Genomic DNA, 22,027 nt, shown 5'->3' with positions numbered 1-22,027 from the left:
CTCATCAGTCGGCAAGGAATAAATAAACTGTCGCCATCCTATTGCGGATGTTAATGCCGATAAATAGACTGAAAATATCTTCTTAAGAGACATAAGGTTTATAATCGATGGACAGCCTCACCTCGCTGACGTCCTTTGTCCGCACCGCCGAAACGCTAAGCTTTGTTCAGGCCGCCAGGCTGCTGGGCATATCTGCCTCGGCGGTGGGTAAGAATGTCGCCCGGCTTGAGCATAAACTGGGGATCCGGCTGTTCAACCGCAGCACCAGAAACGTCAGCCTGACGGCGGAGGGGGCCGCATTTCTGACCCGCTGTCAGAGTATCCTGGAGCAGATCCAGGAGGCCGAGTCAGAGCTGACCAGCAGTCTCTCACAGCCCACCGGCAAACTGAGGATTTCACTGCCCGTCATTGGCTACCGCCTGTTGCTCCCCGCCCTCACCGCCTTTAGCCGTCTTTATCCGCAGGTTGAACTGGATCTCGACTTTAGCGACCGGCTGGTCAATCTGATCGATGAGGGAGTTGATGTCGCTATCCGCAGCGGTGAATTAGCGGACTCCCGCTTGATCGCCAGAACGCTGGGAGGTTTTCGTTTTGTGCTCTGCGCCAGTCCGACCTATCTGGCGGAATACGGCGTTCCCGGCTCACCAGCGGAATTGGCGGCACACAAGTGCATTTTTTTCCGCTTCCCCGCGACGGGGCTGATCCAGCCCTGGGAACTGCGCGGTATGCGACTGACGGGAGATTTCAGGGCCGCTGCCGTGATGACGGTCAATAACATTGAGGCCGCCATTCGCTTAAGCGCGGCGGGGATGGGCATCGCTTATGTGCCTGATTTTGTCGTGCGCGAGGCAATGGATGAGGGACAACTGCAGGAGGTGTTGCCCGGCTGTTGCGTCAAGGATGGGCATTTCTCGGTCCTGTGGCCCGCCAGCCGCTACCTGTCACCGAGAATACGCTGTTTTATCGATTTTATGGCTGCGGCAGAGGTACCTTTGTCACCAGCATCGGCGCCCCCTTCCCTCTGAAAAGCCCTGCGCCGGATATCCTGCCGCCCGGCCAGCGAAAGCCGGCGGCAGGTGCGCATCATCAATCATCCGTCAGTACAATGCGTCCTATAACCCGGTACTTTTGCGCATCAAAGAGGTAAAACCAGACCGCGATGGCGGCGCCAAAGCAGAAGCAGGCCAACACGATCCACGGAATGGCATGATAAAAGGAGGAGCTGGCGGCAGCGCCCGCGGCAAACGCCATATTTTTGAATAACAGGTAGACGATATAGATCATCCCCATCCCCCCAAGCAACGGCGCAACGCCTGTTTTAAACCAGTGTCCTTTGCCAATATTTTCTTTATTGCCGTGGAAGTAAACGATCACCGCAAAGGCGCAAAGCGCCTGGACAATCATAATGCCCATCGTACCCAACAGCGCCAGCAGGGTGTAAATATCCGCGTAAGGATCTTTACCGGTGATAAAGAATAGCAACACAATCAGCGTGGCGATAACGGTCTGCACCGTAGAGGCAACATGGGGGGAGCCGTGGCGCGAGTGTGAACGACCCAACGTGCGCCCGGCAAACGGAAACAGATTTTCCCGCCCGAGCGCGTAGAGATAGCGCGCCGCGCAGTTATGAAACGCCATCCCGCAGGCAAAAGAGCCAGTGATCACCAGCAGCTTAAACACCCCGACCGCCCACTCCCCCAGATACTGGCGAGCCGGACCGTAGAAAATCTCTCCTGCGCGGTTAGGATCCTGCGCAAGGGCAATAGCCTGCTCCGGTCCCGTTCCGGCAATCGCCATCCACGAAATGAACACGTAGAACACGCCGATACCAATCACGCCCAGCAGGGTAGCCAGGGGAATGATCTTTTTCGGGTTCTTCGACTCTTCACCGTACATTGCCGATGACTCAAAGCCCACCCATGACCAGAAGGCGAAGAATAATCCAATTCCGGCACTGGCGCCGACCACCCCTTTCGCCGGGGTAAAGGCGTTCAGCGGGTTGATCGACTCGGGGACAAAACCCTGTGGCCCTCCGCCATGGATCAGCACCGCCACCGCGACGGCGGTGAGGATCAATATTTCCAGTACCAGGCACAGGCCGAGCACCCGGGAAGTGAGCGAAATATCGAAATAGCTCAGCACTCCGGTAGTCATTAGCATGGCGAAGGCTAAGATGAGCCAGGGGATATGTACGCTGAAGACCGTATTGATTAAATCCTCACAGAAAAAGGCGAAGATCCCGACCAGCGCAGCCTCAAAGACAATGTAGGTCATGGTCACCGTCACTCCTGACGCCATGCCAACGATCCGCCCAAGGCCGTGTGAAATAAAGCCATAAAATGCGCCGGTAGCGGTAATAAACCTGGCCATCTGCGCATAGCCGATGGCAAACAGGGCAAGGATAAGGGTGGCGACCATAAACCCCGCGGGCGCAAACTGACCATTACCACTACCCACCGCGATCGGCACATTGCCCAGCATCGCAGTGATCGGCGCTGCCGTGGCGATAGTCATAAACAGCACCCCGCCAAGGCCTACCGCATTTGGCCGCAGCCGCTGCACAACATGTTTTTCCGCCGCTGGCGCGGGATTGGCAAGAATTTCATTGCTCATGATGAACGCTCCGTTCAGTTCAGGCACGCGGCGGATTCAGGCAGGATCTGCCCACCGTCAACAATTAGCGACTGGCCGGTGATGTAGCCAGCCTGACGGGAGGCGAAGAACAGCGCTGCCGCAGCAATATCTTCCACCGTTCCGAGGCGTTTGAGCGGCACGGCGCTGGCCATCCCGGCGATATAGTCCTCGCCCATATCCCTCAGCCCTTCCGTGACGATATTCCCCGGCAGGACGGCATTGACGGTAATGTTGTCGCCGGCCAGTTCCAACGCCGCGCTACGCATAAAACCCAGCTGGGCCGCTTTGCTGGCGGCATAGTGAGCCCAGCCCGGATAGCCCGTTACCGGCCCGGTAATCGAAGAGGTGAGGATGATGCGACCATACTCTGCCCGTTTCAGCCATGGCAGCGCCGCCTGGACAGTTAAAAAAGTCCCTTTACTGTTGATCGCCTGCACCTCATCCCACTGCTGTTCGCTCATGTCTGCCAGCGGCGCCGAAGGAAAAATCCCCGCGTTGCAGCAGACAATATCCAGACCACCCCACTGCTGTGCGGCTTCTGCCACACAGGCTTTTACCTCTTCGGCATGACTGACGTTGCAGGTCAGACCGCGTAGCGTTAATCCCTGCTCCGCCGCCTGGCCGATCGCGCTATCGATACGCGATGGTGTGCGGGCGGTAATGGTCACCTTCGCCCCGGCGCGGGCAAAGCCGAGTGCAATGCCAAGACCGATCCCACTACTCCCGCCGGTCACCAGCACATGTTTGTTCATAAAATCTGACATCATTTTTCCCCGTCTGTGAAAGTTCTGCGATCCCATCCGTTTGGCCTGGCCGTGCAGCGATCTCCGTCGCTGGCAGGAAAAGAATAATCACGTAAATGTTGAATGTTCAACATTTTAAAGTGAGATTTCAGCATAAAAATAATGCGCTATGATTGGGCACAAGACTGGTGCAATAGACAGATTAATTTATCTATATATATCAATGAATTAATAACAAACTTCACGCTTTGATTACGCCTGAATGAGAAAAACACACATTATACGTTCCGTTATGGTGCAACCGGCTGAATCCAGCCAACTAAATCACACTAACTTGCTGTTAATAAAATAATTAATAAACAAAAAGCATAATTAAAGCGCAACAGAAAACAAAAAAAACCTCACACATCTTGCAAATCCCGCAACCACAACATAAAAATGTGTTAAGCGTGTCATTTCAAATTGAGGACAGCATGTTTAACGACGAGTATTTAACAACACTTACCCTGAAGCTGCGGCCGCTCCTGCCCCGCTGGGGCCTCAGCGAAGGCGCAGAGATTGGCCTGCTGACGGTTTCAGAAAATGCCACGTTTCTGGTCAGCGATAAGATGACGCAGAGAAAGATCGTGCTGCGAGTGCATCGCCCAAACTACAGCTCAGCGGTGGAGATCCATTCTGAGCTGATGTGGCTAAACGCCCTGCATGCCCGGGGAGATATCAACATCGCCGTACCGCTTGTACTGGATGATGGGACCTGTATCGCCAGCCTCATCGACGGCGAAACGGTCACCCACGTCGTGGGATTCACCTTTGTTGCGGGCAGCGAACCTGATACCGGTAGCCATCTCACCGGCTGGTACCATGCCCTGGGACGGGTTGCGGGAGAACTGCACAGGCACAGCGAAGGCTGGGTAAAACCCGAGGGTTTTCATCGCAAGGTGTGGAACACCGAGACGATTATCGGACGTCATGCCTGGTGGGGCGACTGGCGGAAGATGACGCAACTGAGCGCCGACGATATTACGCTGCTGGAGGCGGTGGAGGCCACAGTGGTCGCAAGACTGGAAGCGTACGGACAGGGCGCCGACCGCTATGGGCTGGTGCACTGCGACATGCGGCTGGCCAACCTGCTGGTGAATGAGAATTCGCTGACGGTGATTGATTTTGACGACTGCGGCATCTGCTGGTTTGGCTGGGATTTTGCCACCGCCGTCAGTTTTATTGAAGACGACCCGGCCCTTGCGGACTACCGCGCTGCGTGGCTTGCGGGCTACCGTAGCGTCCGTCCCTTCAGTCAGCAGGACGAAGTGATGCTTCCGGTGCTGGTGATGCTGCGCCGCTTACAGCTGACGGCCTGGCTGGCCAGCCATAGTGAGACAGCCACCGCCCGTCGCTACAGCCCGCAATGGGGCGCCATCACCGTACGCCTGGCCCAGGCGTTTCTCCTCCAGGCGTCACCGCTTAGCGCTACCGTTAACTGCAAGGAACCTGCTGATGAACAATAAAACCCCCATTCTTCAACTGAACCGTTTTGACGCGCTGACCGGCGTGGCCGACGAAAACCTGAGCCGACAAATTGCCCGTCGCCACGCCACCCAGGGGACCGGTTCGGTGCTGTTTTATCCACAACCGATCGTCATGGCGTCGGCCTCCGGAGCCTGGATGGAGGACTCCGCCGGCAACCGTTATCTGGATATGTATAACAACGTGCCGGGCGTGGGGCATTGTCATCCGCATATTACCCAGGCGATGGTGCGCCAGGCCGGGTTACTGAACACCAACACCCGCTATCTGTTCCCGGTACTGGAGCAGTACGCGGACAGCCTGCTGGCGACGTTCCCCGCCGGGCTGTCGAATGTGATATTTACCTGCACCGGCAGCGAGAGCAACGACATCGCCCTGCGGATGGCCCGCTTTATCAGTGGTCGGCAGGGGATCATCGTCACCGAGAGTGCCTATCACGGCAATACAACGGCGGTGATGGAGGTCTCTCCCTCCGGGCACAAAGAGGCCCTCCTGCCCCCGTGGGTGCATACCATTCCCGCCCCTGACCTGCGCAGGCTGTCAGCGGGCCAGACGCTGTCTGACCTCTTCGCCGCCGACGTTGAGCGCGCCATGGACGAGCTGGATGAGCGGGGCTACGGCTGCGCGGCGCTACTGGTGGATACCATTTTTTCCAGCGACGGCGTTTTCGCCGATCCGCCGGGATTTCTGGCTCAGGCGGTAGCCCGCGTACAGGCCCGGGGCGGACTGTTTATCGCCGATGAAGTCCAGCCGGGCTTTGGTCGGACAGGCTCTCATTTCTGGGGCTTCCATCGTCACAGTGTGCAACCGGATATCGTCACGCTCGGCAAGCCAATGGGGAACGGTTTTCCCATGGCCGCGGTGATCACGCGTCCGGCTATTCTGCAGGCGTTCAGCGAAAAGACCGAGTACTTCAACACCTTTGGCGGTAACCCGGTGGCTGCCGCCGTGGGCCTCGCGGTACTGGAGGTGATTGAACAGGAGGCCCTGATGAACAACGCCCAGCGCAACGGGGACTATCTGCGTGCCGGACTGCGCCAGCTGGCCCAGGATTTCCCGGCCATCGCCGACATTCGCGGCGCCGGACTGTTCAACGCCATCGAGTTTGCCCGGCCAGACAGCGGAGAGCCGGATCCGCAGCTGACGAGTCGCGTTATCTATCACCTGAAGCTTGAGGGCGTGCTGATTGGCGCGGCCGGTCGCTTTGGCAACAGCCTGAAGATCCGTCCGCCGCTGTGCTTCAGTCGCGATGATGCAGATTTCTTCCTCGAGCGGCTGGCGAAAGTCATGGGCCGCCTGAACGGATAGTCTAACCGACAGGGCAAACATCCAGTTTGTTTGCCCTCGGCGTGCAGGTATATTAACGGCATCAGCGACTTCAGGGAGAGTAACCAGCGTTCATGTCGAAGAGAAAAGAAGACCGTCAGCAACAGATCCTGCGCGAACTGGCTGAGACCCCGACCCTGCGGATTGGGGATATGGCGCGCACCCACGGTGTCTCTACCGAAACCATCCGTCGCGATCTCGACGAACTTACCCGCCGGGGCGTACTGAACCGAACTTACGGCGGTGCGGTGCGGGCCATGAACAGTGAACCGACGGTCACGGAGCGCCACCAGCTGTTTACCGAAGAGCGCGAGCGCATCGCCCGGGATGCCGTCCATTGTATGCGCGAGGGCAAAATATTCATGATCGGCTCCGGCGCCACCACGGTACATGTTGCCCGCCGGATGGCCAGCGAGCTGCGGGATATCACGGTCATCACCCACGCCTTCGGCGTCGCAACGGTGCTGTCGATGAATCCAACCATCCGGGTGATCGTCGCTCCCGGGGAGTACTGCGCTACCGAAGGGGCAATGACCGGTGCGCAGACGCTTCAGTTCCTCAGCCAGTTCACGGCGGACTATACGTTACTGGGGGCCAGCGGTATCGCCGCCGATGGGCCAAGCGAGGCGTTAATCGACAGTGGAACGGTTTACCGGGCGATGATCCAGCGCGCCGCGAAGAGCATTGTCGTCGCCGACCACTCGAAGTTCGACCTCACCTATCCCTACCACTACGCGGGCTGGTCGGGCATCAGCCGTTTAATTACTGACCAGCCCCTGCCCGACCATCTCGCTACTGTACTCGGCCGGGAAAAGGTGGTCGTGGCGCGTGGTCATGCCGCTCCTGAACAGCAGTGACCCGCGCCGGTACGTTTACCCTTTGGCAAAATTGGCCTGGATCCTCTGCTGCAGATAATCCTCGGCGCTGATGGGCGGGTACTTCCTCTGCGGCCCGAGGATCTCGACATCTTTATTGGCCTGGCAAAAAAACGCCAGGCTGTAGCGCGGCCCCTGATATTCATGGGGCAGCGGATTTCTCACCCGATGGAAGTTAGACGGCAGCTGGTCGTCGCTCCAGCGCATCAGCATATCGCCGATATTGCAGGTGATCACCTCCTCGCGCGGCTCAATGCTGGTCCACTGCTGGCTTTCGCGGTCTTTACCGGGACAAACCTGCAGGCCGCCCTGGCCGGGGCGCTGGAACAGCAGCGTCAGGCAGTCAAAATCGGTGTGCGCGCCGGCCCGCCACATCCCCTGCTGCGACTGCTCGGTTGCATAGTAATGCAGCATGCGCAAGGTGCTCTGATAGGTGTCACGCTGCGGATCGTGCGCGGTGGTAAAAAACGATTCCGGAAAACCGAGCTTTAAAGCAAAGCAGGAGAGGATCTTCATCCCCAGCTGCCAGCACTGCGACTCAAACCCGAGCATTGTCTGCTGGAATGCTGGCAACTCCCGATCGCTGGGCCAGCGCCCGGCCATCAGAGGCCGGGTTATCTGATACGACTCTTTTTGATCCGGAGTGCGAGTCGACGGCCGAACCTGCGCTTTGCTTTCCCAGCCGGCGTTACCGGCCAGCGGATACTGGCGCTTCACCTCGTCGGGCAGGTCGAAAAACGCCTCGGTCATGCTGAACGCCTGGCGGATATCCGCCAGCGGAATACCGTGATGGCTGACCTGGAAGAAGCCAATCTCCACCGCCGCCTCCCACAGTTGTTCGGCAATGTCATTTTTTCTTGCGGCAAAGTTCGACAGGTCGATACAGCGCACTTCGCGGGCGAAGATCTCTTCGCCCTCGGCGCCCATCAGCGCCTCTTTTTCCAGTTCCTGTAAGGCGTAGCGTTGATTCTGGGTGGTTGCGTTCATCGTCATTATCCTGTTATCAGTTACACAGCGGCGCGCTGTTGGAGGGTACGGACGGCCGCCAGCGCGTCGTGACGCATCGCGTCAAGGTCAAGACCGGGAATGGCGTCGTCTTCCACGATGGGGCGGCCATTGAGCAGTAGCGCCTTCAGCGCGGCGCGCCCACCGCAGGCCACCGGCCCAATGGCCATATCGTGCAGGCCGAAGTAGCGCGGATCGTCCAGCCGGTAAATGGCGAGGTCCGCCTGCATGCCGACCTGCAGGGTGCCGCTCTGCGCTAAGCCGAGGATCTGCGCCCCGCCGGCGCTGCCCCAGCGCACCACATCCTCCACCGTGGCCGCATCGGCCCCACCCTCAAAGGTGCCCCCCGCGTAGCGCGGCTGCGCCAGCATCCCCTTGCGCGCGCGCTGCAGCAGCCATGCGGCATGGGCTTCGCTTTGCATATCCGCCGCTTCATTCGAGGCGGCGCCGTCCACCCCCAGCGAGACCGGGACCCCGGCCTGCTCTAACGCCAGCAGATCGGCGATGCCGCTGCCCAGCCGGCCGTTGCTTTGCGGGCAGTGGGCGATGCCGGTTCCGGTACGGCCCAGCAGGGCAATCTCCTCCGGCAGCAGCTTCACCAGATGGGCAAACCACACGTCATTTCCCAGCCAGTCATGCTCCGCGCAGAACTGCACCGGCGTCATGGCGAATTTCTGCCGCGCGGCGTCAAGATAATCGACGGTTTCCGATAAATGGCTGTGCAGCCGGATCCCCAGCTGGCGGGCCAGCTTCGCCATCTCCCGCAGCTGGGCGCCCGGCGCGGAGTGCAGGACGGTAGTGGGCGCCATCACCACCCGGCGCAGAGAATCGGGCCGGGGGTCGTGATAGCGGCTGACCAGCCGTTCGATATCCGCCATATAGCCGTCGAAGGTTTCCGGACGCAGCGCCACCGGCAGATCCTGCTCCACCGCCCGGCCCTGGGTCGCCCCACCCCGGCACAGAACGATGCGCATCCCCAGCGCTTCCCCTTCGCTGAAGACAATCTCCGAGGTATCGAAAGGCATATCCGGCCAGTACAGGTAGTTGTGATCCGCCACGCTGGCGCAGCCCGAGCGCAGAAGCTCCACCAGGCCAATGCGCACCGCCAGACGAAAAGTATGTTCATCGAAAGCCGCGCGAAAGCGGTACGGCGTGGCGCTCAGCCAGGCCGTCAGGCTCTGGTTCAGCCCCTGCGGCTCGCCCTTCAGCAGCGACTGAAAAAGATGGTGGTGCGTGTTCACCCACGCCGGATAGATCACGCAGTCGCGGGCATCAATCAGTCGCTCTTCCGGCAGCGGCGTCAGGCTGCCGATGGCGGCAATCTTGCCGTCGCGGATGCGAATATCCGGCCCGGCCAGCCGCGCCGCCTCTCCGGGCAGACCGCTGAGGATGGCATGGGCATTTTTAATCATTAATGACATGGCGTTGCTCCTCAGGGTTTAACCTGCATGGCCTGAACAAATTCGGTAGTGTAGGCCTGTTTCCAGTCGGTGGCCGCCGCCAGCAAACCGGCGCTGACCATAAAGTCGCGGGTCTTCTGCCAGCGCGCGTCGGTCATCGTCCCCCAGCCCTGGCTGGCGGCATCCCCGCCGTCGATCAGGTGATGCTCACGGATCTGGGTCACGCCCCAGGCGAGCAGATCGTCGGTCATTTTCGGGTTGTCCTGCTTAATCAACGCATTGCCCGGCGCCGGATCCTTGAGATAGCTCACCCAGCCCTCCATTGAGGCGCGGACAAACTTCGCCATCGCCGCTTTACGCTCGGCGATGGTATCCGGGCGGGCGATAAGGATGCCGCCGTAGGGGGGATAGCCGTGCTCGGAAAAGAGGAAGAAGTTCGCCTTCACTCCGGCCTTCTGCACCTGGAACACCTCGGAGCTGACATAGGCCTGCTGGGCGACAGCGTCATCGACGACAAAGGGTTGAATATTGAAGGTATAGGGGCGAACCTGCGCGTCGCTCAGCTGGTATTGCGCCTTCAGCCACGGCCACCACGTCGCCTGACCGGAGCTGGAGACCAGCAGGGTTTTGTCTTTCAGCCCCTGCAGGGAGGTGACATCGGCATGGGTCAGCAGCCCCTGGGGATCGTACTGAAATGGCGCGGCAATGGCCTTTGCCTGGAAGCCGCGCTGAATGCCTTCCAGCAGCTGCAGGTCGTAACCGATGATCACATCGGCCCGCTTCGACAACAGCAACTGCATGCCGTTGACCTGCGGTCCGCCGGAGCGGATCTCGACGTCGAGACCATATTTTTTGTACAGCCCGGTGGCCTGAGCCTGATAATAACCCCCCTGCTCCGCCTGGGCGTACCAGGAGGTCAGCAGAACGATTTTCTCCTCGGCCTGAACGGCCAGCGAGACACTGCCGAGAGCCATCAGGCCCAGCCAGCGTATGCCCCGGGGAAGGCGTGCGCCTGTTTTCATATCCCTCTCCTCTTTACGCCGGGAGGGGGAGCGAGCGAATGTGGCTCAGCCTCCCATCCCGGTCAACATTGAACCGCGACATGGTGACTGAGCAATGTCCCGTATGGATAACCCGTACTGACCGCTTCTACTCACACTCAGCTATACAAAAACAATGCCAGATTTAAACGCCTGCGAGCGGCCGCGAGAAATCGCCTGCGCCGCCCCCCTTGGGCATGCAACCTTTGATTCATGCCCACAAGAAACGCACCATAATGGTGCGCTAATGAATGATTTTAGTGCCTGCCCGACATTTCACAGCTGGCTGAAGAGCATCTCCAGCTGGTTCAGCATCATCGAGGCGGCAAGGGAAAGCTGGCGGGCGGGCGAGACGCACAGCGCCAGGGTGAAAGGCTTAAGCTGCGGATCGGTTAGCGGCACAAACGCCAGCTGGCCGGACTCAATTTCATCGAGAATATCCAGCCGGCACAGGATGCCGATGCCCATCTGCTCTTTGATCAGGGTGCGGATCATGTGAATGTTATTCGATACCGCCACCTCCATTACCTCGTTGCCGCTGATGTTCACCAGCGCCTCCACCGGCTCGCTGATCATCAATGGGGCGGACGGCAGGATAAAGGGGTAGTCGAGGCACTGACTAAAGCGCACCGCGCTGCGGCTGGCCAGCGGATGGCCGGTGGGCACCACAATCCCCATATTCATCTCGGCAAACGCCCGGACCTGCAGTTCACGAGAGGTCTGGGGATTGAGCATGATGCCGAAATCCGCCTCGCCGGAGATCAGCGCCTGCTGGATGTGGATATTGTTGATGGTGGTCAATGTAAAAGAGATGTTGGGATAATGTTTATGCACCTCTTTGAGCATCGTCGAAAAGAAATGCCGGTTAATGGCATCGATGGTGGCGATGCGCACATGCCCCCGCCGCAGCCCGCGCAGATCGTCCAGCTGCTCGCAGACCCGGGTAAAGTCCTTTTTCCAGTTATTGGCCGCGTGCAGGAGCAGCTCCCCGGCGGCGGTCAGCCGCAGGCCGGTGGGATGGCGCTCGAAGAGCGGCATCGCCAGCTCCTGTTCCACGCGCAAAATCTGACGGTCGATGGAAGACGCCGACACATGCAGCGCCTCTGACGCTTTACGAAACGATCCCTGACGGGCCACTTCGGTGAAATAGAGCAGAAATCGGGAGAAGGCAAACATGGTTTGGGTGCTCTCTTTTTTGCAACGGGTTGTGCGAATCAAAGCTCTGGACGCAACAGTTTTATCACAATACCGTAGCATTCATAGCGGAGAAACGATCGTTTCACCCATTTTCTTGCACGCCGGACAGTTCACCGCGAAGGGAGTTATCTCTTCGCCGCCCCTGGCCGCCCTGCAGACAGCGGAATGAGGGAGAGAAAACGGTAATGCACAGCCACGATCTTATTTCGGTCTCGGTCGGGGAAATACGCCCCAATGGACAGGGAAACCTATCCATAATTTTGCAGGCGGCGGCCGGGGAAATATTACCGGCCTACTCCGCCGGAGCGCATATCGATATTATTATTCCCGGCGTCGGTCCGCGGCAGTATTCCCTGTGCGGCACGCCTGACCGCAGTAATACTTATGAAATTTGCGTCAGGCTGACTGATGCTTCCACCGGCGGCTCACGCTATTTGCACCAGCAGCTCAAAGCCGGCGATCGGCTCGCCATTTCGCCGCCGCGCAACCATTTTCCCCTGCCGCAGGCCGGGCGCTACCTGCTGTTTGCCGGCGGTATCGGCATCACGCCTTTGCTGGCGATGGCTGAAGCGATTGCCGCCAGAAAGGGGGCGCTGGAGCTGCATTATTATGTCGCCAGTTCGCGCCAGACCGCCTTCTCCCCGCGCCTGAACCAGCTGACTGCGAACGGCACGGTGGCCATTCACTGCAGCGAGGAAGGCGCGTCGCTTCGCCAGCGGGTCCCCGAATGCTTAACTGTGCCCCACCCTGATACCGCAGTAATAGCCTGCGGCCCGGAGGGTTTTATTCAGAGACTGCGGTCGGTCATGGAGGAATATCGCTGGTCGCCGTCGCAGTTCGTATTCGAGCGTTTTACTCCCGCGGCGGAAAATAATACTGCGGCGAAAAATGCGTTTTATATTGAGCTGGCCTCCAGCGGGCAGCGCCTGCAGGTGGCCGCGGATCAAACCATTGCTCAGGTATTACAGCACGCCGGGGTGGAGGTAATGCTCTCCTGCGAACAGGGAATGTGCGGCTCCTGTATTACCGGGGTCCTCGACGGGATCCCCGAGCACCGGGACAGCGTGCTGACGGCGGAAGAGAAAGCTGGCAACGACCAGATCACGCTCTGCTGTTCGCGGGCGAAATCGCCGGGTCTGGTTTTGGATCTGTGAGGAGACTGACGATGACGCTCCCCTCCTCTTGCGCGCCGCTCACCGGTATCAGCCGCGCCCGACTCCCGGCCTGGGCGCTGCCCGACGGCTGGCCGACGCAGGCCAACGGTGAACCGCTGCTGGCGGACCTGGCCTTTCGCGACGGCCGGATCGCCGCACTGACCCCAACCGACCAGCCGACTCCCGGCCTGTGGGACCTGGCGGGAGCCCTGACGCTCCCCGGCCTGGTGGAACCCCATGCCCATCTGGACAAGACATTCACTATTGAACGCTGCCGTCCAGCGCAGGCCGGGCTGCTGCCGGCGATCCACGCCATGCATGAGGATCGCCGACACTGGTCCAGGGCGGATATTCAACGCCGAGCGTCCACCGCGCTGGCCCGGGCGGCAGCGAATGGCGTGACCCATTTGCGCAGCCATGTCGACTGGTTTACCGCCGACGCGCCGGACGCCTGGCAGGAGATCGCCCGCCTCGATACCGTCGGCCTCACCCTGGAGCGGGTGGCGCTGGTCCCGCTGCCCCTGTTTCGCGAGCTGGCGCAAGCGGAGGCCATCGCCCGGACGGTCGCCAACAGCGGAGAGCGCTGCCTGCTGGGCGGCTTCATCCACTCCTCCAACTGGGACGCCACCGCCATGGAAAATCTGCTGTACAGCGCGGCCCGCTGGGATCTGGATCTGGATTTGCATATTGATGAGGAGCTCAGCGAAGTGTCTCAGGGGCTGACCTGGCTGGCGGATCATCTCTCCCGCCACCCTTTTCCCGGGCATATCTGCTGCAGCCACGGCTGCGCGCTGGCCGCCGGCAGCGACGAACAGGCGGTGCCGATCCTGCGCCAGCTGGCGGCGCACGGCGTCACCCTTATCGCTCTGCCGATGACCAACCTGCTGCTGCAGGATGCGACATTCGGCCGCACGCCGCGCCAGCGGGGGATCACCCTGCTGCACGAGGCGCAGGCCGCTGGCGTGGCCACCCTGCTCGGCTGCGACAACGTGCAGGACGCTTTTTGTCCGGCGGGCAGCTACGACCCGCTGGACACCCTGGCCTGCGGCCTGTTCAGCGCCCAGCTCAGCGACCTGTTTGACCGGCAGTCGCGGCTGATCTGCGATCGCGCGGCGTTAACCGGTTCGCCGGCAGACGCGACGCCCTTTGCCATCGGCGCGGCGGCCAGCGTGGTGATTTTCCCGGGTAGCGACCGTTTTACCTGGCCTTTAAACAGCGCCGCCCGTCTGGTGGTTAACCACGGCAGGTTAACCCACCGGCGCGTGTGGCAGGAGGAGATGGCACATGAGTCTTGAAGCAGGCGCGGGGGCGCCGCTGGCGCGGTATGCCGCCTGGCGCAGAGCCGGCGATTTTATCTTTCTCTCCGGCATTATTCCGGTCAATCCCCTGACCGGCACCATCGTCAACGGCTTTCAGGATGTGCCTGAGCCGGTGCGGGAGCTGCTGGGGGCAACCGGCGAATTTTCGACCGATGCGAAACAGGGCCCGATCCTCGCCCAGAGCTGGTACGTCCTGGAAAGCATCCGCCGCACCGTGGCGTCCGCGGGAGGGCAGATGAGCGACGTTATCAAGCTGGTGCAGTACTTTCGCAACCTTGACCATTTTCCCTATTACAGCCGGGTCAGGAAGCTGTTTTATCCCGACCAGCCGCCCGTTTCCACCGTGGTGCAGGTGAGCGAAATGCTGCCCGACGCCACGGTACTGATTGAAGTTGAAGCGACCGTCTGGTTGCCCCCGTCATTTAACTCCGAGGCTCCGCGATGATTAACGGTTACATTCCTGCCGCGCGCTTTCTCCCTTTTCTGAGCTGGACGGACGTTGCCGCCCTGCCGGATAAAAGCAATACGGTTATCGTCCTCCCCACCGGAGCGATCGAACAGCACGGCCCGCATCTGCCCTGCTCGGTGGACAGCGTGATCTCTTCCGGCGTGGCGGGCCATGCCCTCGCCAGGCTGCCGGCGACGATCCCGGCCTACGCCATTCCGCCGATCGTCTACGGTAAGTCCGAGGAGCATCTGCATTTTCCCGGCACCCTGACCCTTAGCGGCGATACGCTGCTGCATACCCTGCTGGAGATCGCCGAATCTCTCTATCGGGCCGGTTTTCGCAAGCTGCTGATGATCAACGGCCACGGGGGCCAGCCGCAGATCCTGCAGATCGCCTGCCGGGAAATGCGCCTGCGCCACGGGGATTTCATCGCCATCCCCCACGACGTGTTCAATGTGCCCAACTGCGAAAAACAGTTTCTCAGCCCGCATGAACAGCGGATGGCGATGCACGCCGGGCATAGCGAAACGGCGCTGATGCTGGCGCTGGCGCCGGAGTGCGTCCATATGGAACGGGCCGTCGCTAACTTCCCCCCGGAATTCCCCTGCCCAACCCTGTCGAAAGGCCGCCCGGCGGCGGCGTGGGCGTCGTATGACTTTGGCCCCAGCGGGGTGATTGGCGACCCGACCCCGGCGACGCGGGAGCAAGGCGAAGGGCTTCTCGACTCCCTCGCCGCCAGCTGGGCGCAGGCGATCATCGAGATCCACCGCATGGCCTGGGTCGAACGTCGCGAACCGACCTGGGGCAAACAGCACTGGCACGGCTTTGTGCAGTCCCTACCACCTTCTTTCGCTGCTGAATCCAGGGAGCCCTGATGAATACCAGATTGACGCCCGTTTTTACCCTGCTGACCGTGGCCGCCCTCGCGACCTCAGCCTCCTGCTTCGCGGCGGAGAAGTTTACCTTTCTCACCAACTGGTATGCCCAGGCCGAACACGGCGGGTTTTACCAGGCCCAGGCCACCGGGCTGTATCAACACGCCGGTCTCGATGTCGAAATTAAAATGGGCGGCCCGCAGATCAACGTCATGCAGCTGATGGCGGCAGGTCAGGCGGACTGCACCCTTGGCGACAACGGCCAGGCGCTGGAGACCTGGCAGGCCGGGGTGCACGCGGTGACCGTCGCCACCGTGTTCCAGCACTCGCCGACGGTGTTTATCACCCATGACAAGGTGGAGAACCCGGCGGAACTTAAAGACAAAACCTTCCTGCTCGCCACCGAGGCCTATACCTCCTTCTGGCCGTGGGCGAAAAGCGAGCTGGGTCTGGCTGGCAGCAAAGTGCGCCCCTATACCTTTAACGTTCAGCCGTTCCTCGCCGATAAAAATCTGGTGCAGCAGGGCTACGTGACCTCGGAGCCGTTCTCCGTCGCCAAAGGCGGACAGCCGTTCTATGTCTATCCGCTCAGCGACTGGGGCTACCCGCCCTACGGCAACTCGATTATCTGTATGGCCGACACCATCCGCAAACGTCCGGCGGCGGTGGCGGCCTTCGTCAAAGCCTCCATGGAAGGCTGGAAAAGCTACCTGCGGGATCCCGCCCCCGGCAACAGCCTGATCGGCAAAGCGAATCCGCAGATGGGCGCCGAGCAGATCGCCTTTGGCATTGCCCAGATGAAGCAGTACCAGCTGGTGACCGGCGGCGATGCTAAGACCGGCGGCATCGGCATCATCACCGAGCCGCGGCTGAAGAAAACCTGGGACATGCTGGTGAAAAACAAACTGATCGACGCCAGCAAGGTGCCGTTTGAGCAGACTTACACCCTGGAGATGGTCAAAGACGCCGGAGTGATGCCATGAATACCGCCCCGAAACTGACCGTGATGAGCGATACCCGCTTTATACCCGCCGCTGCCACCCCGGCCATCGAGGTGCTGTCGGCGGAGAAAATCTACAGCAACGGCACCCGGGCGCTGCTGCCCGTCAACCTGACCATCAATCAGGGGGAGTTTATTACCCTGCTCGGCCCGTCCGGCTGCGGTAAAAGCACCCTGCTGAAGATGGTCGCCGGCCTGGTGGAGCCCAGCGACGGCAAGCTGATGCTGTGGCGGCGCGACAGTCGGGAAAAGGCCCAGCATCCGCTGTCGTTCGTCTTCCAGGAAGCCACCCTGATGCCGTGGAGCAGCGTGCGCAATAACGTCAGGCTGCCGCTGGATCTGGCCGGCGTGCCGCGGGCGGAGGGCAATACCCGGGTGAATGAAGTCCTTGAGCTGGTGGGCCTCGGCAAGTTCGCCGACGTCCTGCCGCGCGAACTCTCCGGCGGCATGCAAATGCGCGTCTCCATCGCCCGCGGCCTGGTCACCCGACCAAAGCTGCTGCTGATGGATGAGCCCTTCGGCGCGCTGGATGAAATTACGCGTAACAAACTCGACAGCGACCTGCTGCGTCTCTGGCAGGAGCAGAACCTGACGGTAGTGTTCGTCACCCACTCGATCCACGAAGCGGTGTTTCTCTCCCAGCGGGTGATCATGATGGCGGCCCGTCCCGGACGGGTGGTCGAAGATATCGCCATCCGCGAGCCGTTCCCCCGCAGCGAGGCGTTCCGCGTCAGCCCGGCCTTTTCCCTGTATGCCCGTCAGCTGCAGGACAGTCTGTTGCAGGCCAGCCAGTCTGGTATGGAGCCATAATATGAAAACCACAACCGCAACGCCGTGGATCCAGCATCCGCGTTTTCTCAAAATTCTCTATCCGACCCTCGTCGCGGTGGCGATGGTGCTCCTGTGGCAGGGCGCGGTGAGCTATTTCCGTATCCCGGCCTTTCTGGTGCCGTCGCCGCTGGTGATGCTGGAAAGCCTGTGGACGCATCTCACGCCGCTGCTGCTGGCGCTGCTGTTCACCCTCAAGATCACCCTGATCTCGTTTCTACTGTCGATTGTCATCGGCGCCGCGGTGGCGTTTATCCTGGTGCAGAACCGCTTTGTGGAAACCGCCCTGTTTCCCTACATCGTGTTTTTGCAGGTGACGCCGATCGTCGCCATCGCCCCGCTGATCATCATCTGGGTGAAAGATGCCACGCTCTCGCTGGTGGTGTGCGCCACCCTGATGGCGGTGTTTCCCATCATCTCCAATACCACTCAGGGACTGCGCAGCGTCTCCCCCGGCCTGCTGAGCTATTTTCGCCTCAATCACGCCAGCCGCTGGCAAACGCTGGTGCGGCTGCGTATCCCCTCGGCGCTGCCCTATTTCTTCGGCGCGCTGCGTATTTCCAGTGGGCTGTCGCTGATTGGCGCGGTGGTGGCGGAGTTTGTCGCCGGGACCGGCGGGACCAATACCGGGCTGGCCTATCAGATCCTACAGGCCGGCTACCAGCTGGATATCCCGCTGATGTTTGCCGCGCTGCTGCTGATCTCTCTCGCCGGTATCGCGCTGTTTGGCGTGATGTCCTGGGTCTCGCGCCGGGCGCTCAGCGCCTGGCATGAAAGCGAAGCCGTGCAATCTCATTAATGTTCTGCTGACGAACAGGAAAAAGAATGATGACTGATGAACAGCGTCAACACGCGGTCGCGGCGATCCAGCAGGCACTCCCGGCGCTGGAGTGGACCTTACAGCCGGCGAAGATCAAACGGCTCTCCCGCGATTTTCACTGGTTCAGTCCGCTACTCACCGAGCAACTGGCGGGGAAACAGGCGGACGCGGTGGTTCGCCCGCGCGATGAAGAGGAGCTGCGCCAGCTGGTCTGCGCCTGCGCGCAGCACCAGCTGCCGCTGACCCTGCGCGGCAGCGCCACCGGCAACTACGGACAGCTGGTCCCCCTCGAAGGCGGGCTGCTGGTGGATATGACCGGGCTCAACCAGATCGTCGCCCTCGGCAACGGCACAGTGAGGGCCCAGGCCGGCATTCGCCTGGCGGACATCGAAACCGCCGCCCGCCCGACGGGCTGGGAGCTGCGCTGTATGCCATCGACCTATCGACTGGCGAGCCTGGGCGGTCTCTACGGCGGCGGGTTCGGCGGTATCGGCTCCATCAACTATGGGCCGCTGGCGGCGCCCGGCAATGTGCTCAGCGTCAAAGTGATGACCGTCGAGCCGGTCCCCCGCGTGCTGACCGTCCCGGCTCCCGAAGCGCTGCTGCTGCATCACGCCTACGGCACCAACGGCATTATCCTGGAGGTTGAGCTGGCGCTGGCGCCTGCGCACCAGTGGATTGAACGTCTGGACGTGTTTGACGATTTCGCCGATGCGCTGAACTATGCCAACGCCTGCGTCCGCTCGCCGGGGCTGGTGAAGCGCCAGGTGGCGCTGCTGGCCACGCCGATCGCTGACTATTTTAGCCACCTCAACGATCGTTACCGCGCCGGGCAGCATGCGGTTATCAGCCTGATCGCCGAGGAGAGCGAAGGACTCTGCGCCAGCCTGTTACCGCGCCATCGCGGGAGCAACGCCATCCGGCAGGCCAGCGAGGAGGCCCGGACGCGCAACGGCTCGTTAATGGAATACTGCTGGAACCACACCACCCTGCATGCGCTCAAGGTGGACAATACGCTGACCTATCTGCAGACGGCGTTTGATCCGCTGCGCTATCCGCAGCAAATTTTACAGATGGAGCAGCACTTCGCCGGGGAGGTGATGTCCCATATTGAATTCCTGCGCGATATCGAGGGCAATCTCACCGCCAGCGGTCTGCAGCTGGTGCGCTATACCACGCCCGAACGTCTTAACGCCATCATGCAGATATTTCGCGACAACGACGTCAAGATTAACAACCCCCACGTGCTGCAGGTTGAGGACGGCAAACAGGGCGTGATTCGTCCCGACGTCGTGGCGGTGAAACAGTCTCTCGACCCGGCGGGATTGCTTAACCCCGGCAAGCTGCGCGGCTGGGCGCTGCGCGACCAGCTGGAACTCGACAGCAACCCGCTGACGCGGGCCACCCGCGAAAGCCCCACGACCTGATGGTCCCCGGTCCGGTTGGGCGCTAACGGGTCGCTGGCCCGTTGCCGCCCAACCTCATCCTGCGCCGGACAGTCCCGCCATATGGACGATAAGCCCTACTGCGGCGGCGGCGGCCAGTACCCAGGTCAGCTTCCACTTATAACGAAACAGCAGCCCGGCGGCGCCCAGGGCTATGGCTGCGGACCACGGGTCGAAACCGGATGGTCCCCAGACGCTATGCCAGATAAAAAACAGCGCCAGATTCAGGATAACGCCCACCACCGCGGCGGTGATGGCGGTCAACGGCGCGGTAAATCCCACCTTATTATGGGTCGTTTCAATAAACGGCCCGCCGGCGAGAATAAAGATAAACGAGGGTAAAAAAGTAAACCATGTCACCAGGCACGCCGCCGCGATGCCCCCCAGCAGCACATCATCGACGCCCAACACCGCTTTGGTGTAGCCGCCGACAAACCCGACAAAGGTCACCACCATGATCAACGGTCCGGGGGTCGACTCCCCAAGGGCGAGGCCATCCATCATCTGCCCTGCCGTCAGCCAGCCATAGTGGGTCACCGCCCCCTGGTAAACATAAGGTAGGACGGCATATGCCCCGCCAAAGGTCATCAGCGCGGCTTTGGTAAAGAACCAGCTCATCTGGGTCAGCGGATGCGCCCAGCCCAGCATTAGCGTCAGGGCGGCCATCGGCACCAGCCACAGCAGCATCCCGGCGATCAGCACCTGAGAGGTGCGCCGCCAGCTGAAAATGGCATGGGCCGGGATCGGCGTCGTGTCATCAATGATGGCGGCTCCGCCAGGGTGACTCTGCGCACGGTGGGCGTCGGCTTTGCCGAATATCGTCGGCGCCAGCCGTCCGCCGATAAAACCCACCAGTGCCGCGGCGAGGACGATCAGCGGAAAAGGAACGTTCAGCGCAAAAATAGCGACAAAGGCCGCGGCGGCGATGGCCCAGTAGGCGCCATTTTTCAGCGCCCGCGAGCCGATGCGGTGCGCCGCCTGCAGCACGATCGCCGCCACGGCGGGTTTGATGCCATAAAAAATCCCCGCCACCACCGCGACATCTCCCCAGACGAGGTAGATCCACGTCAGGGCGATGAGCAACACCAGCGAGGGCAAGATAAACAGCACCCCGGCGATGACGCCTCCCCAGGTTTTATGCATCAGCCAGCCGATATAGGTCGCCAGCTGCTGAGCCTCCGGGCCCGGCAGGACCATACAAAAGTTGAGCGCGTGCAGGAATCGCCCTTCCGAGATCCAGCGTCGGTTATCCACCAGCTCCTGGTGCATCATGGCGATCTGCCCGGCAGGCCCGCCGAAGCTGATGAAGCCGAGCTTCAGCCAGAAGCGAATTGCCTGCCAGAAGGGGACGGAAGCGACGACGGAAGGGCTGTCACTCTGCGGAAGAACGACCGTTTTGCTCATGATTACCAGACCTCATTTCACAGGACTTCAGTAAGCCGTCGAACAGCGAGCAGGCTGCCGCCAGCAGTTGGTCATCGTCCGTAATGGTTTCCCGCAGCCCTGCCAGAATGCTTTCCACCCCCGCCGCCTCCGGGGTCGGTTCCCCACCGACGTCCAGGAAGTGGATCAGCCGCCCCAGGGCGTCGGGGATCGCGGCCTCCAGAGCAAAGCGCCGGACCAGAATTTCGAAGGTCACCCGCGTGCCGACGTGGCTGAACGGCGCCCCGTCAAAATCAAAACCGACCGCCGTCGCCGGACAGGTCTCGGGCGCGGCCAGCCACAGGAACCGCGCCTCGTCGTCAATAAAGCGCCGGATAAGCCAGGCGCTGGCCAGACGATCGACCCACGGGCGTCGGCGGGTGGCCCACAGCCGGCCGCGAAAGGCGCCTCTGTCCAGCAGGCTCAGTTCGCCCGCCACCGACTGCGGCTCGTTCGGCGATAGCCGCTGATTAATGACCTGCTCGATAGTGGCCAGTCGCTCAGCGGCTTGCTCCCGGGCGGCCCCCGGAAAGAAATCAATGGCCTCGATCCGCCGGTAGTCACGCTGAATTTTACGCAGTTGTTTGAGCTGAGCCGCCAGTTCGTCGTTGGATAACGTCCCCTGCAGCGCCTGCAGATCCTGCAACAGCGCGTCGTACTGTTCACGACGATCGAATAGCGGCCTGAGCGCCTCTTCTTCCGCCGCCTCAATCGTGAAAACATACCCGGTCCCCCCTTCCGCGCGGATCGCCTGGCAGGTGCTGAGGAAAGTGTCATAGCCCTGGCGCACGTCGGGCAGCAGATAGACCCCATCGCGCAGGACCACCGCCCCGCTCTGCTTCAGGGTTCGCCAGACACGCATGCGCAGCGTGGCTTGAGACGTTGTCAGGTTAAGGATCAAGAGATGCATTGTCATGTTGTAGAGATTACTACAGCATGTAGCGTCTGTGACGTTTTTACGCGCAAGGAGTC

Annotated in this window: 20 protein-coding genes; 12 read left to right on the top strand and 8 right to left on the bottom strand. The window is 61.0% G+C overall.

Annotated features, from left to right (window positions below; all coding sequences use genetic code 11):
* Nucleotides 1-107 precede the first annotated feature (107 nt).
* Complete coding sequence (locus AB1E37_RS10730) at nucleotides 108-1,025, top strand: LysR family transcriptional regulator (protein WP_004898663.1); 918 nt, start codon at nucleotides 108-110, stop codon at nucleotides 1,023-1,025.
* A gap of 61 nt (nucleotides 1,026-1,086) precedes the next feature.
* Here the strand turns inward: AB1E37_RS10730 and AB1E37_RS10725 are convergent, their stop codons facing one another.
* Nucleotides 1,087-2,613 (bottom strand): APC family permease, encoded by a 1,527-nt coding sequence (locus AB1E37_RS10725; protein ID WP_004898666.1) that lies wholly within the window; start codon nucleotides 2,611-2,613, stop codon nucleotides 1,087-1,089.
* 14 nt (nucleotides 2,614-2,627) lie between these two features.
* On the bottom strand, nucleotides 2,628-3,398 hold the full coding sequence (locus AB1E37_RS10720; protein WP_004898667.1) for an SDR family oxidoreductase: 771 nt from the start codon (nucleotides 3,396-3,398) through the stop codon (nucleotides 2,628-2,630).
* Nucleotides 3,399-3,826: 428 nt separating this feature from the next.
* Here AB1E37_RS10720 and AB1E37_RS10715 point away from each other — a divergent pair, with 428 nt between their 5' ends.
* From AB1E37_RS10715 to AB1E37_RS10705, 3 genes are all read left to right on the top strand, one after another.
* The gene (locus AB1E37_RS10715) at nucleotides 3,827-4,882 is read left to right on the top strand and encodes a phosphotransferase enzyme family protein (RefSeq protein WP_223203120.1); all 1,056 of its coding nucleotides are present in this window, start codon (nucleotides 3,827-3,829) and stop codon (nucleotides 4,880-4,882) included.
* Entirely contained in the window at nucleotides 4,872-6,209 is a 1,338-nt protein-coding gene (locus AB1E37_RS10710; RefSeq protein WP_004898670.1) for an aspartate aminotransferase family protein, read from the top strand. The genes AB1E37_RS10715 and AB1E37_RS10710 overlap by 11 nt, the downstream gene beginning before the upstream one ends.
* Nucleotides 6,210-6,301: 92 nt before the next feature.
* Entirely contained in the window at nucleotides 6,302-7,084 is a 783-nt protein-coding gene (locus AB1E37_RS10705; protein ID WP_004898673.1) for a DeoR/GlpR family DNA-binding transcription regulator, read from the top strand.
* Nucleotides 7,085-7,099: 15 nt separating this feature from the next.
* Here AB1E37_RS10705 and AB1E37_RS10700 read toward each other — a convergent pair whose 3' ends face one another.
* The 4 genes from AB1E37_RS10700 to AB1E37_RS10685 form a co-directional block, all read right to left on the bottom strand.
* Complete coding sequence (locus AB1E37_RS10700; protein ID WP_004898677.1) at nucleotides 7,100-8,089, bottom strand: isopenicillin N synthase family oxygenase; 990 nt, start codon at nucleotides 8,087-8,089, stop codon at nucleotides 7,100-7,102.
* Between the two features lie 20 nt (nucleotides 8,090-8,109).
* Nucleotides 8,110-9,528 (bottom strand): amidohydrolase family protein, encoded by a 1,419-nt coding sequence (locus AB1E37_RS10695; RefSeq protein ID WP_029602310.1) that lies wholly within the window; start codon nucleotides 9,526-9,528, stop codon nucleotides 8,110-8,112.
* Between the two features lie 11 nt (nucleotides 9,529-9,539).
* The gene (locus tag AB1E37_RS10690; protein ID WP_023285233.1) at nucleotides 9,540-10,529 is read right to left on the bottom strand and encodes an ABC transporter substrate-binding protein; all 990 of its coding nucleotides are present in this window, start codon (nucleotides 10,527-10,529) and stop codon (nucleotides 9,540-9,542) included.
* 294 nt (nucleotides 10,530-10,823) lie between these two features.
* Entirely contained in the window at nucleotides 10,824-11,723 is a 900-nt protein-coding gene (locus AB1E37_RS10685) for a LysR family transcriptional regulator (protein ID WP_032447631.1), read from the bottom strand.
* A 206-nt stretch (nucleotides 11,724-11,929) separates the two neighbouring features.
* On the opposite strand from AB1E37_RS10685, the gene AB1E37_RS10680 reads away from it, so the two are divergent.
* The 8 genes from AB1E37_RS10680 to AB1E37_RS10645 are packed head-to-tail and all read left to right on the top strand — an operon-like array spanning nucleotide 11,930 to nucleotide 19,615.
* A complete protein-coding gene (locus AB1E37_RS10680; protein ID WP_032447632.1) occupies nucleotides 11,930-12,898 on the top strand; it encodes a PDR/VanB family oxidoreductase in 969 nt (322 codons plus the stop codon).
* A gap of 11 nt (nucleotides 12,899-12,909) precedes the next feature.
* Nucleotides 12,910-14,193: a hypothetical protein gene (locus tag AB1E37_RS10675; RefSeq protein WP_032447633.1), complete on the top strand. Its 1,284-nt coding sequence runs from the start codon at nucleotides 12,910-12,912 to the stop codon at nucleotides 14,191-14,193.
* The gene (locus AB1E37_RS10670) at nucleotides 14,183-14,662 is read left to right on the top strand and encodes a RidA family protein (protein ID WP_002908128.1); all 480 of its coding nucleotides are present in this window, start codon (nucleotides 14,183-14,185) and stop codon (nucleotides 14,660-14,662) included. The genes AB1E37_RS10675 and AB1E37_RS10670 overlap by 11 nt, the downstream gene beginning before the upstream one ends.
* Complete coding sequence (locus tag AB1E37_RS10665) at nucleotides 14,659-15,540, top strand: creatininase family protein (RefSeq protein ID WP_004151186.1); 882 nt, start codon at nucleotides 14,659-14,661, stop codon at nucleotides 15,538-15,540. Before AB1E37_RS10670 ends, AB1E37_RS10665 begins: the two co-directional genes overlap by 4 nt.
* Nucleotides 15,540-16,523: an ABC transporter substrate-binding protein gene (locus tag AB1E37_RS10660; protein ID WP_023286532.1), complete on the top strand. Its 984-nt coding sequence runs from the start codon at nucleotides 15,540-15,542 to the stop codon at nucleotides 16,521-16,523. Before AB1E37_RS10665 ends, AB1E37_RS10660 begins: the two co-directional genes overlap by 1 nt.
* Nucleotides 16,520-17,350, top strand: a complete 831-nt coding sequence (locus AB1E37_RS10655; protein ID WP_032418872.1) for an ABC transporter ATP-binding protein — start codon at nucleotides 16,520-16,522, stop codon at nucleotides 17,348-17,350. Before AB1E37_RS10660 ends, AB1E37_RS10655 begins: the two co-directional genes overlap by 4 nt.
* A gap of 1 nt (nucleotide 17,351) precedes the next feature.
* Nucleotides 17,352-18,167: an ABC transporter permease gene (locus tag AB1E37_RS10650; protein WP_004145364.1), complete on the top strand. Its 816-nt coding sequence runs from the start codon at nucleotides 17,352-17,354 to the stop codon at nucleotides 18,165-18,167.
* A 26-nt stretch (nucleotides 18,168-18,193) separates the two neighbouring features.
* Nucleotides 18,194-19,615 carry an FAD-binding oxidoreductase gene (locus AB1E37_RS10645; protein ID WP_032411686.1) on the top strand — a complete coding sequence of 474 codons (1,422 nt, stop codon included), beginning with the start codon at nucleotides 18,194-18,196 and terminating at the stop codon, nucleotides 19,613-19,615.
* Between the two features lie 54 nt (nucleotides 19,616-19,669).
* Here AB1E37_RS10645 and chrA read toward each other — a convergent pair whose 3' ends face one another.
* Complete coding sequence (chrA, locus tag AB1E37_RS10640) at nucleotides 19,670-21,037, bottom strand: chromate efflux transporter (RefSeq protein WP_032447634.1); 1,368 nt, start codon at nucleotides 21,035-21,037, stop codon at nucleotides 19,670-19,672.
* The gene (locus tag AB1E37_RS10635; RefSeq protein ID WP_077254972.1) at nucleotides 21,006-21,965 is read right to left on the bottom strand and encodes a chromate resistance protein ChrB domain-containing protein; all 960 of its coding nucleotides are present in this window, start codon (nucleotides 21,963-21,965) and stop codon (nucleotides 21,006-21,008) included. The genes chrA and AB1E37_RS10635 overlap by 32 nt, the downstream gene beginning before the upstream one ends.
* Between the last annotated feature and the right edge of the window lie 62 nt (nucleotides 21,966-22,027).

It is taken from the genome of Klebsiella sp. Shm-1 (genome assembly GCF_040804525.1).
GTDB lineage: Bacteria > Pseudomonadota > Gammaproteobacteria > Enterobacterales > Enterobacteriaceae > Klebsiella > Klebsiella pneumoniae.
Note: the sequence above shows the minus strand (reverse complement) of the source record. Positions and strands in the feature narration are given on the sequence as shown.